13 protein-coding genes are annotated in these 14,496 nt (G+C 71.5%); 7 read left to right on the top strand and 6 right to left on the bottom strand.

What is annotated here, in order from left to right:
- Nucleotides 1-624: 624 nt before the first annotated feature.
- Nucleotides 625-3,480 carry an FAD-binding and (Fe-S)-binding domain-containing protein gene (locus AC07AG_RS20630; protein WP_478756501.1) on the bottom strand — a complete coding sequence of 952 codons (2,856 nt, stop codon included), beginning with the start codon at nt 3,478-3,480 and terminating at the stop codon, nt 625-627.
- 218 nt (nt 3,481-3,698) lie between these two features.
- On the opposite strand from AC07AG_RS20630, the gene serC reads away from it, so the two are divergent.
- Nucleotides 3,699-4,817, top strand: a complete 1,119-nt coding sequence (serC, locus tag AC07AG_RS20625) for a phosphoserine transaminase (protein WP_478756500.1) — start codon at nt 3,699-3,701, stop codon at nt 4,815-4,817.
- Nucleotides 4,818-4,964: 147 nt separating this feature from the next.
- On the opposite strand, the gene AC07AG_RS20620 is transcribed toward serC, so the two are convergent.
- Complete coding sequence (locus AC07AG_RS20620) at nt 4,965-5,819, bottom strand: ABC transporter permease (RefSeq protein ID WP_478756499.1); 855 nt, start codon at nt 5,817-5,819, stop codon at nt 4,965-4,967.
- On the bottom strand, nt 5,816-6,835 hold the full coding sequence (locus tag AC07AG_RS20615; RefSeq protein WP_478756498.1) for an ATP-binding cassette domain-containing protein: 1,020 nt from the start codon (nt 6,833-6,835) through the stop codon (nt 5,816-5,818). Before AC07AG_RS20615 ends, AC07AG_RS20620 begins: the two co-directional genes overlap by 4 nt.
- A gap of 113 nt (nt 6,836-6,948) precedes the next feature.
- Here AC07AG_RS20615 and AC07AG_RS20610 point away from each other — a divergent pair, with 113 nt between their 5' ends.
- The gene (locus AC07AG_RS20610; RefSeq protein ID WP_478756497.1) at nt 6,949-7,740 is read left to right on the top strand and encodes a TetR/AcrR family transcriptional regulator; all 792 of its coding nucleotides are present in this window, start codon (nt 6,949-6,951) and stop codon (nt 7,738-7,740) included.
- 46 nt (nt 7,741-7,786) lie between these two features.
- Here AC07AG_RS20610 and AC07AG_RS20605 read toward each other — a convergent pair whose 3' ends face one another.
- Nucleotides 7,787-8,785 carry a TolB-like translocation protein gene (locus AC07AG_RS20605; protein WP_478756496.1) on the bottom strand — a complete coding sequence of 333 codons (999 nt, stop codon included), beginning with the start codon at nt 8,783-8,785 and terminating at the stop codon, nt 7,787-7,789.
- 96 nt (nt 8,786-8,881) lie between these two features.
- Between AC07AG_RS20605 and AC07AG_RS20600 the strand changes: the two genes are divergently transcribed.
- Nucleotides 8,882-9,661, top strand: coding sequence for a GDSL-type esterase/lipase family protein (locus tag AC07AG_RS20600; protein WP_478756495.1), 780 nt, complete (start codon nt 8,882-8,884; stop codon nt 9,659-9,661).
- Here AC07AG_RS20600 and AC07AG_RS20595 read toward each other — a convergent pair.
- On the bottom strand, nt 9,651-10,430 hold the full coding sequence (locus AC07AG_RS20595; protein ID WP_478756494.1) for a zinc metalloprotease: 780 nt from the start codon (nt 10,428-10,430) through the stop codon (nt 9,651-9,653). The genes AC07AG_RS20600 and AC07AG_RS20595 overlap by 11 nt on opposite strands.
- Between AC07AG_RS20595 and AC07AG_RS20590 the strand changes: the two genes are divergently transcribed.
- Together AC07AG_RS20590 and AC07AG_RS20585 are read left to right on the top strand one after the other, a co-directional pair.
- Nucleotides 10,429-10,731: a hypothetical protein gene (locus AC07AG_RS20590; protein WP_478756493.1), complete on the top strand. Its 303-nt coding sequence runs from the start codon at nt 10,429-10,431 to the stop codon at nt 10,729-10,731. The two genes, AC07AG_RS20595 and AC07AG_RS20590, sit on opposite strands and share 2 nt — an antisense overlap.
- A gap of 154 nt (nt 10,732-10,885) precedes the next feature.
- The gene (locus tag AC07AG_RS20585) at nt 10,886-12,160 is read left to right on the top strand and encodes a DUF418 domain-containing protein (RefSeq protein WP_478756492.1); all 1,275 of its coding nucleotides are present in this window, start codon (nt 10,886-10,888) and stop codon (nt 12,158-12,160) included.
- Between the two features lie 36 nt (nt 12,161-12,196).
- Here the strand turns inward: AC07AG_RS20585 and AC07AG_RS20580 are convergent, their stop codons facing one another.
- Nucleotides 12,197-12,703 carry a carboxymuconolactone decarboxylase family protein gene (locus tag AC07AG_RS20580; RefSeq protein ID WP_478756491.1) on the bottom strand — a complete coding sequence of 169 codons (507 nt, stop codon included), beginning with the start codon at nt 12,701-12,703 and terminating at the stop codon, nt 12,197-12,199.
- Nucleotides 12,704-12,718: 15 nt separating this feature from the next.
- Here AC07AG_RS20580 and AC07AG_RS20575 point away from each other — a divergent pair, with 15 nt between their 5' ends.
- The gene (locus AC07AG_RS20575) at nt 12,719-13,282 is read left to right on the top strand and encodes a MarR family winged helix-turn-helix transcriptional regulator (protein ID WP_478756490.1); all 564 of its coding nucleotides are present in this window, start codon (nt 12,719-12,721) and stop codon (nt 13,280-13,282) included.
- Nucleotides 13,283-13,469: 187 nt separating this feature from the next.
- The gene (locus tag AC07AG_RS20570) at nt 13,470-14,462 is read left to right on the top strand and encodes an aldo/keto reductase (RefSeq protein WP_478756489.1); all 993 of its coding nucleotides are present in this window, start codon (nt 13,470-13,472) and stop codon (nt 14,460-14,462) included.
- The last annotated feature ends 34 nt before the right edge of the window (nt 14,463-14,496 follow it).

The raw sequence follows: 14,496 nt of genomic DNA, 5'->3' as shown, positions 1-14,496 counted from the left end.
CCCGAAGCGACCGCGCACCACGTCCCGTGACGGCCACCCCGGAAGATCCGGTCCGCACCCGGCAACGAAGCAGGACGCCCCGAACAGGGGTGTCCGTAGAGCCTCACCCCTGGGCCGCCCGGTCGCCGTCCACGCGCGGTGAAGGGGCGGGTGTCAAGGGTGGCCCGCAGGGTCATCGGCGAAGCCGACGCGACGCAGGAGCGCCCTTGACTCCCGTCCCGGAACCGCCAACCTCGCACCAGCCGGGCGGCCCCGGCGCCGACTGCACCGCAGGCACACCAAAGCTCGGGCACCGGGCACCCTCACGCCGCGGGTGCACCAACCCGCGGCTACCGCGGCCCGGTCCGGCTGCCCGAACCGGAGGGGCGGGCGGGTGAGGACGAGGCGGCACCGCACCGTGCCGGGACACCGATGCCGCAGCCAGCGACCGCAAACCGCAGCCGCAGTCAGCGCCTCAGGGGCGGGATGCCCGACTGGGTAGGGGCGGGTGAGTGGGGACGAGGCGACGCGCCCGCACCGCAGGGCGCTGACACCACCCCCCGCCCGCCCGCACCGCAGGGCGCTGACACCACCCCCGCTCCACCGCGCCCCGCGAGCCCCTCCACCGCGCCCCCGCGAGCCCCCTCACCGCTCCCCCAAGCCCTCAGCCAACACCTCCGCCAAATGCCTCCCCCGCGCCCCATCCCCCAACTGCTCCAGCTGCGTCCGGCAGGAGAAGCCGTCCGCGAGGACCACCGGGCCGCCCTGCCCCTCCGGCACGGAGCCCCGTACCGCCGGCAGCAACTGCTCCTCCGCGCACGCCACCGACACCTCGTAATGCCCCGCCTCGAAGCCGAAGTTCCCCGCGAGCCCGCAGCAGCCCCCGCTCAACTCGCCCTCCAGGCCCGCCTTCTCGCGCAGTCGGCGCTCGGCCCCGTCCCCCAGGACCGCGTGCTGGTGGCAGTGGGTCTGGCCCACCACCTCCCGGTCGATGCGCGGCGGCGACCACTCCGGGGCCAGTTCCTCCAGGGCCTCCGCGAACGTCCGTACCCGCCCGGCCAGTTCGACCGCCCGCTCAGCCACCCTCGCGTCCCCGCCCGCGCCCGCCCCGACCAGCTCCACCAGATCCGTCTTCAGCGCCGCCGCACAGCTCGGTTCGAGGACCACGAGCAGCGCCCCCGAATCCAGCAGCGGCCCCATCCGCTCCAGCGTGCGCCGCATCACCGCGCGCGCCCGGTCGAGCTGGCCCGTGGAGACGTACGTCAGCCCGCAGCACACATCCCCCGGCGGTACGACGGGACGCAGCCCCGCGTCCTCCAAGACCCGCACGGCCGCCCGCCCCACACCCGGCGACAAATAATCCGTGAACGTGTCCGGCCACAGCACCACCGCCGGACCCACCGGACCCCCCGAAGCCCCCGAAGAATCCGCCCGTCCCCTGAACCATCCCCGAAACGTCTCCCCCGCCAGCCGCGGAATCTCCCTCTCCGGCGCGATGCCCCCCACCCGCTTCGCCAGCGACGCCAACACCCCCACCCGCGCGAGCGCATTGGCCACCCCCGACGTCCGCGTCCGCGAGGCGAGCCGCAGCCACATCGGCAGCCAGCCCATCGCGTAGTGCGCCGCGGGGCGCCTGCGGCCCTCGTAGTGGTGGTGCAGGAACTCCGCCTTGTACGTGGCCATGTCCACGCCCACCGGACAGTCCGACCGGCAGCCCTTGCAGGACAGGCACAGGTCGAGCGCGTCCCGCACCTCCTCCGAACGCCACCCGTCCGTCACCACCTCCCCCGCGAGCATCTCGTGCAGGAGCCGGGCCCGGCCCCGCGTGGAGTGCTGCTCCTCGCCCGTCGCCCGGAAGGACGGGCACATCACCCCGCCGCCCGAAGCAGGCGCAGTCGTACGGCACTTGGCGACCCCCACACACCGCCGCACCGCCGCCGAGAAGTCCCCGCCGTCATGGGGGTAGCCGAAGGCCACGTCCACCGGCTTGCGCGGCAGCGGGTCGAACCGCAGGTTCGTGTCCAGCGGCGCAGGCCGCACCAGCATCCCCGGATTCAGCAGGTCCGCCGGGTCCCACACCCCCTTCACCCGCTCGAACAGCCGGATGAGATCGGCCCCGTACATCTTCGGCAGCAGTTCCGCCCGCGCCTGGCCGTCCCCGTGCTCGCCCGACAGCGAACCCCCGTGCGCGACCACGACCTCCGCAAGCTCCTCCGAGAAGCGCCGGAATCGCCGCACTCCCACCTCGCTCATCAGGTCGAAGTCGATGCGTACGTGGATGCAGCCGTCCCCGAAGTGCCCGTACGGAGTCCCGCGCAGGCCGTGGTCGGCGAGCAGCCCCCTGAAGTCCCGCAGATACGCCCCGAGCCGCGCGGGCGGCACCGCGCAGTCCTCCCAGCCCGGCCACGCCTCGCTGCCGTCCGGCATCCGCGTCGCCGTCCCGCTTGCGTCCTCGCGCACCCGCCACAGCGCGCGCTGCCCCGCCGGGTCGGTCACGACCACGGCGTCCACCGTGTCCCCGGAGGCCGCCCGCGCGATCGACTCCGCACGCGCGCGTGCCTCGCCCTCGCTCGCGCCGCCCGTCTCCACGAACAGCCAGGCGCCGCCCTTGGGCAGCCCGCTCGTCCCCCGTACGAGGTCGGCCGCCATCCCCTCCACCGTCAGCGGGCCGTGCGGAAGGAGTCCGGCCGCGGCCTCCGCCGCCGCGCTCTCGTCGGCGTACCCGAGGACCGCGAGCGCACGCGCGCGTGGCGCGTCGACGAGGCGTACGACCGCCTCCGTCACCACGCCCAGCGTGCCCTCCGACCCGCAGAACGCGCGCGCCAGGTCCACGTCCCGCTCGGGCAGCAGCGCGTCGAGGGCGTAGCCGGAGATACGCCGCGGAAGCTCCGGGAAGCCGGTGCGCAGGAGCTCCAACTCGCCCTCCACCAGCGGGCGCAGCCCTTCCGGCGCCCCGGCCCAGCCCTGGCCGAGAGCCAGCCGTGCGCCCGCGCCGCTCACGACCGAGAGCGAGGCGACGTTGTCGGCGGTCGTGCCCCAGGCGACCGAGTGCGATCCGCAGGAGTTGTTGCCGATCATTCCGCCCAGGGTGCAGCGGTTGTGGGTGGAGGGGTCGGGGCCGAAGGTCAGGCCGTGCGGGGCCGCCGCGCCCCGCAGGCTGTCGCAGATCACGCCCGGCTGTACGACCGCGGTCCGCGACTCCGCGTCGAGGGACACGATCCGGTTCATGTGCCGGGTGAAGTCGAGGACGAGCCCCGTGCCGGTCGCCTGCCCGGCGATGGACGTACCGGCGCCGCGGGCCACGACGGGCACCCCGCGCTCCCGGCACACGGCGAGCGCCGCCGCCACGTCGTCCGCGTCGCGCGGGGCGAGGACGCCGAGCGGCACGCGACGGTAGTTGGACGCGTCCATGGTGTTCAGGGCCCGCGCGGTGACGGAGAAGTCCACCTCCCCCCGCACAGCAGCCCGCAATTCCGCTTCCACGCCTCCGAGATCGCTCATGCCCATATCCATGCCCTCAGGATGCATCCGCCAAGGCCCTCACCCGCCGCAGTCAAACGCCCGACGCGGAACGACCTGCACGACCTGTACGAGCTGCCGGTGCGGCTCGGCACCTGAGCCTGAGCCTGGGCCCTCGCGGCGTCCACCCTGTGGTGCGGCGCGATCTCAGCCGCCGGACGCCCGGATGACGGCCCGTCCTGAGCCGTTAGGCTCCTCCCGTGGCTGAGATCCAGATTCCCGCTGACATCAAGCCCGCCGACGGACGTTTCGGCGCGGGCCCCTCCAAGGTGCGCACGGAGGCGCTGGACGCGCTCGCCGCCACCGGTACCTCCCTGCTCGGCACCTCCCATCGCCAGGCCCCGGTCAAGAACCTGGTCGGCAAGGTGCGCGAGGGTGTGCGCGACCTCTTCTCCCTCCCCGAGGGGTACGAGGTGATCCTGGGCAACGGCGGCTCCACCGCCTTCTGGGACGTCGCGACGCACGGCCTCATCGAGAACAAGTCGCAGCACCTCAGCTTCGGCGAGTTCTCCTCCAAGTTCGCCAAGGCCTCGAAGCTCGCCCCGTGGCTCGCCGAGCCCACCGTGATCACGAGTGAGCCGGGCACGCACCCGGAGCCGCAGGCCGAGGCGGGCGTGGACGTCTACGCGTTCACGCACAACGAGACCTCGACCGGCGTCGCGGCCCCCCTCAAGCGGGTGGCAGGCGCCGACGCGGGGTCCCTCGTTCTGGTGGACGCGACCTCCGGTGCGGGCGGCCTCCCGGTCGACATCGCCGAGACGGACGTCTACTACTTCGCCCCGCAGAAGTCCTTCGCGTCGGACGGCGGTCTGTGGATCGCCGCGTTCTCCCCGGCCGCGATCGAGCGTGCCGAGCGGATCCACGCGTCCGGCCGTCACGTCCCGGAGTTCTTCAGCCTCCCGACGGCGATCGACAACTCCCGCAAGAACCAGACGTACAACACCCCGGCGCTCGCCACGCTCTTCCTGCTCGGTGAGCAGCTGGACTGGATGAACAGCCAGGGCGGCCTGGACTTCACGACCGGCCGCACGGCCGCCTCCTCGCGCACCCTGTACGGGTGGGCCGAGGAGTCCAAGTACGCGACGCCCTTCGTCACGGACCCGGCCAAGCGCTCGCAGGTCATCGGCACGATCGACTTCGCGGACGAGATCGACGCCGCCGCGGTGGCGAAGGCTCTGCGGGCCAACGGGGTCGTCGACACCGAGCCGTACCGCAAGCTGGGCCGCAATCAGCTGCGCGTGGCGATGTTCCCGGCGATCGACCCGGCGGACGTCGAGGCGCTCACCAAGTGCATCGACTACGTGATCGACAAGCTCTAGCAGTTCCTACGCGAAGGGGGCGCCCGGCAGGTGAGACCTGCCGGGCGCCCCCTTCGCGTAGCCGAAGCTCAGTCCTCACCTGCGGGTGCGTCGTGGCTGGGCGCGCAGTTCCCCGCGCCCCTTCGGGGCGCTCGCCCCCGCCAGTCCTCAGCGGCTCAGCTGCTTGAACTTCCGTACCGCGAGCGGCAGGAACAGCAGCGAGATCGCCACCGGCCACACCACCGCCATCAGCACCGCGTTCTGCTCGACCCAGCTCGCCCCGCCCGCCCCGGGGTTGCCGAACAGCTCGCGGGCCGCCGTGCCCGTGGAGGAGACCGGGTTCCAGGCGGCGATCGGAGCGAGCCAGTCCGGCATCAGGGACGGCGCGACGAAGACGCTGGAGATCATGGTGAGGGGGAAGGCGACCGCGTAGAGCCCGCCCGCGGCCTCCGGGGTCGGCACCACGAGGCCCAGGAACACGCCCACCCAGATCAGGCTGAACCGCAGGAGCAGCAGCAGGCCGAAGGCGGCCAGGGTCTCCGGCAGCCCGGCGCTCGACCGCCAGCCGATCGCGAGCGCGGTGAGCGCGAGGATCGTCAGCTCGGCGCAGGCCACGATCAGGTCGGCGAGGCCGCGCCCCGCCGCCACCGCCGACGGGGCCATCGGCATCGAGCGGAAGCGGTCGATGACGCCCTTGGTGGAGTCCGTGACCACCGCCATCGCGGTGTTCATGAAGCCGAAGGCCATGGTCATCACGAACATGCCGGGCATCAGGAACTGCTTGTAGTCGCCGTCGTCGCCCCCGCCGGGCACCTTCATCGCCTCGCCGAAGACGAACCCGTACAGAAGCACGGAGATGATCGGGAAGCCCAGCTGCCAGGCGATGTTGACGGGCTGGCGCTGGAACTGGGTGAGGTAGCGGCGGGTGACGTTCCAGGTGTCGGAGAGCGCCCAGTAGAGGCGTCCGTGGGCGGGGTGCGTGTCCGTGGCGTCCGTGGCGTCCGCGGTCAGTACGGCGCTCATGCCGCGACTCCCGTCTTCTCGTCGATTCCGGCGGCGGCTTCCGCGGGAGCGGTCGCGTCTTCCTCGTCCTCCGTGCGGTGTCCCGTGAGGCGCAGGAACACGTCGTCGAGGCTGGGTCTGCGAAGGCCGATGTCCTCCACCGCGATCCCCTGGTCCTGCAGGGTCCGCGCCACGTCCGTCAGGGCGCCGACCCGGTCGGTCACGGCGGCCTGGACGCGCCGCTCCAGGTCGACGGCCTCGGGCACGCCATCCGCGACGCGGGCGACGGCCTTCATGGCCGCCGGCAGATCGGCGGCCTCGCGCACCACGACCTCCAGATAGCTGCCGCCCACCGTGTTCTTCAGGCCGTCCGGGGTGTCGTCGGCGATGGCGCAGCCCCGGTCGATGACGGTGATCCGGGACGCCAGCTTGTCGGCCTCCTCCAGATACTGCGTGGTGAGCAGGACGGTCGTGCCGTCCGCGACCAACTTCCGTACGGTCTCCCAGACTTCGAGGCGGCCCCGCGGGTCGAGCCCGGTGGTCGGCTCGTCCAGGAAGAGGACGGCGGGCGCGAGGATCATCGACGCGGCGAGGTCGAGCCTGCGCCGCATGCCGCCGCTGTACTGGCCCGCGCCCTTGCCTGCCGCGTCCACCAGGTCGAACTGCTCAAGGAGCTCCTGGGCGCGCAGTGCGGCCCGCTTTCCGCCCAGGTGGAAGAGGCGGCCGAACATCTCCAGGTTCTGCCGCCCGGTGAGCACCTCGTCGACGGCCGCGTACTGGCCGGTGAGGCCGATGCGGCCGCGCACGACGGCGGGGCTGCGCACGACGTCCGCGCCCGCGACCTCGGCCCGGCCGCCGTCGAGGCGCACCAGCGTCGCGAGGATGCGTACGGCGGTGGTCTTGCCCGCGCCGTTCGGGCCGAGAAGGCCGTGCACCGTGCCGCGCTCCACGCGCAGATCGAAGGCGTCCAGGGCCCGCTTGTCCCCGTAGCGCTTGTCGAGCCCCTCGGCCCGCACCGCGTATTCGTTCTCGCTCACTGCCCCTCCAGATCTCACCCTCTGGGTACACCGTACCCAATGAAGAGTACACCGTACTCAGTTTCTTGGGTACGGTGTACCCAATAGGTGGTCCGACGATTAGGCTGAGCGCCATGACGAGCACGAACGGCGGCGACACCCAGCGCACCGGCAGCGACATCTCCCGCAGCCTCGAACTGCTCTGGGGCGAGGGCGAACGCCCCACGCGGGGCCCCAAGCCCGGACTCACCCTGGACCGGATCGTCACGGAGGGGGTGCGCATCGCGGACGCCGAGGGGCTCACGGCGGTCTCGATGCGCCGCCTGTCCACGGAGCTCGGCACCGGCACGATGTCCCTGTACCGCTACGTCCCCGGCAAGGGCGAGCTGCTCGACCTGATGCTGGACCGCGTGTACACCCCGTCCGCCGACGCCGACGCCGGGCCTCCCGGCGGCGGCTGGCGCGAGGCCGTGGAGGCGTACGCCCGCGAGACGCTCGTCCTCTACCGCGACCACCCCTGGCTGCTCCAGGTCAACCAGGCCCGCCCGGTGCTCGGCCCCGGCTCGGTCGGCGGCCTTGAGCGGACCCTGTCCGGGATCAGGTCCATGGGCCTGACCGACCCCGAACTGATCGGCGTGATCGTCATGGTCGAGGGGTACGTCACCGGGGTCGCCCGCACCCAGGTGCACGAGGTGGAGGCGGTGAAGAAGAGCGGCCTCACGGAGACGGCGTTCTGGGAGGCGCAGTACCCGACCCTCGAACGGATCATGAAGAGCGGCCGCTACCCCCACCTCGCCGGTCTCTCCGACGACGCGTTCGGCTCACAGTTCGACCATTTCGAGTTCGGACTTCAGCGCCTGCTCGACGGCCTTGACGTCCTGGTGGCAGGGCGCGAGGCGAAGGGACCCGGCGCGCGGAAGGCATGACACGGCTCAGGCCGGAGCCGCCCGAGCGACCCGCGGCCCCGTCACCTCACTTCCGCCGGAACATCCGCTTCAGCCCGAAGAAGCCGACGAGCACGGCGAGGGCGATCGCGCCCAGCTTGACGCCGCCGCCGACCCCGGAGTCCCCTCCGGCCCCCGCCTCACCTGAACTGCCGCCACTGGAACCCGAGTCGGAGCCGCCCGCCCCCTCGACCTCGACGGGCTCGACGTCGCTCTGCCCGCCCTCGGTGCCGTACATGAGGGTCGTCCCGTCCAAGGTGTACGTCACGGACTCGCCCTGCCGCTGGAGCGGAACGCTCAGCCGTCCCTCGCGCTCGGGCTTCTTCCCCTCGCCCTTCCACGTGTACGAGACCCCGCCGAGGTAGCCGCGCAGCGCGAGCTGCTTCCCGTCGGGCGAGAAGGCGCCGTCCGTGGTCCAGAGCCCGGTGTCGCCAAGACGCTTGAAGACGTTGACCCCGGAGGCGGACATCTGCGCGGGCCCTTCGTAGAGCCCGCCGCCCTCCTCCTTCTTGTCGGCGATGTAGATCCGCCCGGTCTTGGGGTGCACCATCAGCGCCTCGGCGTCGCGCGCCCCGTCCGCGTACTTCACCGTGTACTGGGTGGCGCGGACGGTCCGGTCGCCCAGCTTCTTCGGCTCGGGCAGCTTGTAGATCCACACGTGGGACCACGTGCCGCCGAGGTTGTCGCCGATGTCGCCGACGTAGATGTTGCCGTCGCTGCCCACGGAGACGGCCTCCACGTCGCGGGGCGTGCCGACGCCGGTCATGGTGATGGTGGCGACGGTCTTGCCCGTCCTGCCGTCCACCGCGTAGAGCAGCGCACCGTTCTTGTCCTGGTCGTTGTGCGTCCAGTAGACGCCCGGGTGGGCCCGGGACGCGGCCAGGCCGCTGGACTCGATGATGCGGGGGTCCTTGATGACGAACCCGTCGTGGCTGTCGCCGTCGGCGGCGGCAGGACCGGTGGCGCCGGCGAGGACGAGCAGGGCTCCGGCACCGACGGCACCCATCGAAGAACGCAGTGAACGCATGGGCCAAGCCTGCCACCCCGGCGGCGGGGGCCGGACGTTCGGCGGGTGTTCAGCCTCACATCGCAGGCCGGGGCCTTGATCCGGGATGATGAGCGGATGCTCAGGTTCATGTTCGTCGGTGACTCGATGACGATCGGCAGCGCGGGGGAACACACCTGGCGCCACCGGATGTGGCAGCACTTGCTGACGTCGCTCGCCGACACGGATTTCGCCGTGGTCGGCCCGCGCAGGGCGCTGCACGACAAGGTCTCCGGCGAGCCGGTCTCGTACGACTACGCCTGCACGGACCCGGCCTTCCCTCGCCACCACTTCGCTGGCTGGGGCGAGGGCTGGCTGCACATGGCGCCGCAGATCGCGGACGCGGTGCGGCGGGACGGCGCCGACATCCTGCTGATCTCGCTCGGCCTGATCGACCTGGGCTTCTACACGAACGCGGAACAGACGGCGCAGAACGTGCGCCGCTTCGTGGCTCAGGCCCGCTCGGCGAACCCCCGCATCCGCCTCGTCATGCTCCCGGTGATCCCGAACATACGGGCCCGGACGGACGCCCCGTTCGCGGCGGAGGTGTCGCGCTTCAACGTGCTCCTCGCCAAGGCGGTGGCGGACCTGGACACGGGCGCGTCGCCGCTGCTCCTGGCCTCGACGCCGCCGTCGTACGACATCGACGTCGACACGTACGACGGGACGCACCCGGGCGAGAGCGGCGAGCACAAGCTGGCGGCGGCGTTCGCGGACGCGATGCACCAGGCGTGGGGCCTCGGAGCACCGTACGCCCCGAAACCCCAGCTCCAGCTCCCGCTCTCGGCCCCGCTCCCGCCCCCGCCCTCGCCCTCGCCCTCGCCCTCGCCCCTGAACGAGCTGACGGCTACCGGCTGAAGTTGGCCTTCAGGGCCTTGAGCCCGGCGATGTCCCACTTCGTGTACTGCCCGGCGTACTTCTTGCCGCGGGTGACGCTGCCGCCCTTGCCCATGGCGTGGCCGCCGTTGGGGGAGCACAGCACCGGCAGGTCCTTGCTGCTGTTGGTGACGCACTCGTAGCGGTCGGCGGTGTTGTTGGCGTCCGGGCCGTCCACGTTGGCATGGTCGAGTCCGATCGAGTGCCCGAGCTCATGGCTGATGAGGTTCTTGAGGCGGTACTGGTCGATGTACCACGAACCGTTCCAGTACTCGCTGTCCATCCATATCCACCCGCCCCAGGCGCTCTTGTTGCCGCTGGCCGTGCAGGGGTGGGCCTGGGACGTGCCGGGCTTGTTGCCGGGCATGAAGGGCCGGTACTTCATGCCGACGGCGATGACGTGCCGCTCCGCGGTGGAACAGGCCGTCACCTCCTTCTGATATCCGGCGGCCACCGTGAACTTGGTCCCCGTGACCGAGGTCAGCTGGGCGGCGCTCTTCTTCAGCTGCGCGCGCAGCTGGGACTCGGCGGTCTTCTTCTGAGCGGCCGTCAGCTTGCTGGAGGCGGTGGGCTTCACGATCTTGATGACATACGGATCGGGGCTGAGCGACTGGATCCCCTGCCCGGTCAGGATCCGCCAGCCGGTGCCCTTGTAGACATCCCCCGCGGCATACGCCGGATTGCTCAACGCCACGAGACCCGCGGCGGCGGCGACGACCCCGAGGGAACGGACGATCTTCTTCTTGGTCATGAACGGCATCATCACGGAGGGCGCCAACATCTCCCCAACGGGGCGGCGCCGCACAGTGATTCCCCAACGGGGCGGCGCCGTACGGCGATACGGCATGATCGCCCGCATGAATCACCAGGAGCGCAGGCTTCAGCGAGTCGTCTGGACCTACACGGGTTTCACCATCATCGGCATCGCCGTCGGCTTCGGCCTCGCCGTCCTGCTCGGCTTCGGCGACACCGCCCGGTCCGTCTCCGTCGGCGCGTGCGCCATCCTCGGCGTCGGCGCCGCGGTGGCGTATCTGCTGCGATCGGCGGACTGACGACGCCCATGACACGGCGGACTCGCGGCGTCCTCGCGCCGTCCTCGCGCCGTCCTTAAGTCGCGCGACAGGGACGTGGACCGTATCCCTTCGGCCGCCGCGGGCAGCCGGAAGACGGATGTCCGCCCCGGGGCCGTCTTCCTAGCGTTCAGGCATGACGGTCGAGAGCACTGACGAAGCCCCACCCGGTTCCGCGCGGACCCTGCCCCGACGTACGGGCGTTCTCCCCGGCGAGCGGGCTCTCGCGCCCGATCTCGCGCGCGGTCTCATGCTGCTGTTCATCGTGCTGTCCAACACCGCGTTCCACCTGACGGCGGCCCGGCACGGGCCGTCCGGGTGGCAGCCGGTGGACGGCGGGTGGGTCGACCATGCCGTGCAGTTCACTATGATCACCGTCCTTGACCTGCGCATCTATCCGCTCTTCGCGTTCCTCTTCGGGTACGGGATGATGCAGCTCTTCCTGCGGCAGACGGCCGCAGGGACCTCGGAGCGCGAGGCCGTGCGGCTGCTGCGCCGGCGCAGTCTCTGCCTGATCGTCATCGGGCTTCTGCACGCCACACTGCTGATGGCGGGGGACATCGTCGGCTTCTACGGAATCATCAGCCTCGCCCTTGGCTGGCTCTTCCTGCGGCGCGGCGACCGCGCGCTGAAGTGGTGGATCTGGATCGCCACCGCCCAGCTCCTGCTGCTCGCCGCCGAGCCCGTCGTATCCGCCCTGCTGTCGGGCGAGTTGGGCACGATGGGCGACGCGGGCGCGGATCCGGGAGCGGACGCGTACGCGGCGGGCGAGGGGAACTGGCTGACGGCGGCGGGGACCCGCTTCACGAGCGGCCTGTTCGTCACCTTCGCGGCGGCTCCGCTGTCGCTGGTGGGCGGCGTGTACGTGATCTTCCTGCTCGGCTTCTGGGCGGCGCGCAAGCGTGTGCTGGAGGAGCCTGGGCGTCACTTGCCCCTCCTGCGGTGGACCGCCGCGATCGGCATCACGGTGGGGTGGCTGGGCGCGCTGCCCGCGGCGCTTGCCCACGTCGGCGCGATCACCGTCCCTGACGACGCGCAGAGCGAGGGCGGGGTCCTGACCCTGCTGCGGGATGTCACGGGGAACGCGGCGGGCCTCGGATACGTGGCGGCTGTGGCGTTGTTCGTCCACTGGTGGACGCGGCGCGCGTCCCGCAGGGGATCGAGAGCGGTCGCGGCCGTCTCCGCCGTCGGCAAGCGCTCCCTCTCCTGCTACCTCGCCCACTCCCTGCTCTTCGCCCCGGTCCTCGCCGCCTGGGGCCTCGGCCTCGGCGAACATCTGACGAGCGCGACCATGGCGCTGTTCGCGGTGGCGGTGTGGCTGGTGACGGTGGCCGGGGCGTACGCGATGGAGCGGGCGGGGCGGCGGGGGCCGGTGGAGGTGGCGCTGCGGCGGGTCATGTACCGGAGGTGAGGGCGCCGTCCGCCCGACCGGGGCGGGAGGGCGGCCTCACGTGGCGCGCGTCAGCCGGTTCGCCAGCGTCGACATCGTGTACGTACCGATCCCCATCACGACCTCCAGGGCATTGCGCTCCGTGTGGCCCGCCGCAAGGAACCTCTTCAGCTCCTCGTCACCGACGCCGCCCGCGGTGGCGAGCACCTCCAGCGTGAACTGCCGTACCGCCTCCAGTCGTTCATCGCCCAGTGCCCGCCCCTCGCGCAACGCGGCGATCACCTCGGTGTCCGCACCCAGCTTCCGCAGCTTGGCGGTGTGCATGGTCACGCAGATGTGGCAGTCGTTGCGTACGGCCACGGTCATGACGACGGTCTCGCGGGCCACCGGCTCCAGCGTCGTCCGCTCGAAGGACGCGCTCAACTCCAGGAAGCCGTTGAGCAGTTCGGGCGACTCGGCGAGCCGCGCCACCGCACCGGGCGTCTTCCCGAAGGCGGCGGCCGTGCGCTCCATCGCGGCGCGGGACTCCGCGGGCGCGGTTTCCACGGTGTGCTCGGCGAACAAGACGTACCCCCTACGATGGACAACGTGGTTGACGAAAAAAAGGTAAACCAGGTTGTCGATCCCCGCAAGGGTGTTCCGTCGGAGGCGTCGGAGAAGGGGCGCGAGGAACCGGATCCCGACGGGCGCGGCTACGAGCTGCCGCTCCTCCTCTTCGCCGGGTTCCGCACCCTCATCGACCGGCTCCACGCCGAGCTGGCCCGCCAGGGCCACCCCGACGCACGCCCGGCCCACGGCTTCGCGATGCAGGCCATCGGCCTACAGGGCGCGAGCGCCAGCGAGGTCGGCCGCCGCCTCGGCGTCTCCAAGCAGGCCGCGGGCAAGACGATCGACCGCCTCATCACCCTCGGCTACGCGGAACGCACCGACGACCCGGCGGACGCCCGCCGCAAGCTGATCCGCCTCACCCCGCACGGCATCGACGCGCTGCGCCGCTCGGCGGCGATCTTCGAGGAACTGCACGCGGAGTGGTCGAGGCAACTGGGCGCGCGGCGCCTGCACGCGATGGAGGAAGACCTGCGCACGGTCGTACCGCCGGACGCGTTCCGCCTGGACGCGGCGGGCTGGCTGGGCGGCTCGTGACCTCGCCTCCGTGCGTATCGTTGCACTGCGCGGCCGCACTCGACCGGGGACGGCCGGGGAGGAGCGCCACGATGACCGTCGTAGAGACCGACAGGATCGCCATGGCCGACGATTTCCCCCGCGATTGACCTGGGCCGTCCCCAACCCCCTTGCATAGAGCCCACTCCAAGTCGTTGGCTGGGCAACCATGAAGTACACGCAGCTGGGACGCACAGGACTCAAGGTCAGCCGACTCGCGCTCGGGACCATGAACTTCGGGCCGCTGACGAACGAGCCCGACAGCCACACGATCATGGACGCCGCGCTCGACGCGGGCATCAACTACTTCGACACAGCCAATGTCTACGGGTGGGACGAGAACAAGGGCCGCACCGAGGAGATCATCGGCACCTGGTTCACGCAGGGCGGCGAGCGGCGCGACAAGGTCGTGCTCGCCACCAAGATGTACGGGAACATGGCCCTCGACGGGAAGCCTGCCTGGCCCAACCACGATCTGCTCTCGGCGGTCAACATCCGCCGCTCCGTGGAGGCTTCGCTCAAGCGGCTGCAGACCGACTACATAGACATCTACCAGTTCCACCACATCGACCGCCGCACTCCCTTCGAGGAGATCTGGCAGGCCATCGACACTCTCATCACGCAGGGCAAAATCCTCTACGCGGGTTCATCGAACTTCCCCGGGTACAAGATCGCCCAGGCCAACGAGATCGCCAAGCGCCGCGGCAGCTACGGCCTCGTCAGCGAGCAGTGCCTCTACAACCTCGCCGAGCGCAGCGCCGAGATGGAGGTGATCCCGGCCGCCCAGGACTACGGCCTCGGCGTCATCCCGTGGTCGCCGCTGCACAGCGGACTGCTCGGCGGCGTGCTCAAGAAGGAGGGCGAGGGCTCACGGCGCACCAGCGGCCGGGCCGCGTCCGAGCTCGCCAAGCCCGAGGTGCGCGCGCAGGTCCAGGCGTACGAGGACCTGCTCGACAAGCACGGCCTCGAGCCGGGCGAAGTGGCGCTCGCCTGGCTGCTCACCCGGCCCGGCATCACCGGGCCGATCGTCGGTCCGCGCACATCGGAGCAGCTCACCAGCGCTCTGCGCGCGGTCGAGCTCGACCTCTCGGACGAGCTGCTCGGCGCCCTGGACGAGATCTTCCCGGGGCCGGGCCCCTCGCCGGAGTCCTTCGCCTGGTAGCGGGCGGCGGCAGCTGACGGCAGCGGCTCTACGC

It is taken from the genome of Streptomyces sp. NPDC044044 (assembly GCF_056434405.1).
This window is presented reverse-complemented; position numbering and strand designations above follow the sequence as displayed.

Excerpts from the sequence above, each read along its gene's own strand:
- AC07AG_RS20630 (WP_478756501.1), bottom strand. The coding sequence starts at position 3,480 with ATGAGCGATCTCGGAGGCGTGGAAGCGGAATTGCGGGCTGCTGTGCGG.
- AC07AG_RS20620 (WP_478756499.1), bottom strand. The coding sequence starts at position 5,819 with ATGAGCGCCGTACTGACCGCGGACGCCACGGACGCCACGGACACGCAC.
- AC07AG_RS20610 (WP_478756497.1), top strand. The coding sequence starts at position 6,949 with ATGACGAGCACGAACGGCGGCGACACCCAGCGCACCGGCAGCGACATC.
- AC07AG_RS20605 (WP_478756496.1), bottom strand. The coding sequence starts at position 8,785 with ATGCGTTCACTGCGTTCTTCGATGGGTGCCGTCGGTGCCGGAGCCCTG.
- AC07AG_RS20600 (WP_478756495.1), top strand. The coding sequence starts at position 8,882 with ATGCTCAGGTTCATGTTCGTCGGTGACTCGATGACGATCGGCAGCGCG.
- AC07AG_RS20590 (WP_478756493.1), top strand. The coding sequence starts at position 10,429 with ATGAACGGCATCATCACGGAGGGCGCCAACATCTCCCCAACGGGGCGG.
- AC07AG_RS20595 (WP_478756494.1), bottom strand. The coding sequence starts at position 10,430 with ATGACCAAGAAGAAGATCGTCCGTTCCCTCGGGGTCGTCGCCGCCGCC.
- AC07AG_RS20585 (WP_478756492.1), top strand. The coding sequence starts at position 10,886 with ATGACGGTCGAGAGCACTGACGAAGCCCCACCCGGTTCCGCGCGGACC.
- AC07AG_RS20575 (WP_478756490.1), top strand. The coding sequence starts at position 12,719 with ATGGACAACGTGGTTGACGAAAAAAAGGTAAACCAGGTTGTCGATCCC.
- AC07AG_RS20570 (WP_478756489.1), top strand. The coding sequence starts at position 13,470 with ATGAAGTACACGCAGCTGGGACGCACAGGACTCAAGGTCAGCCGACTC.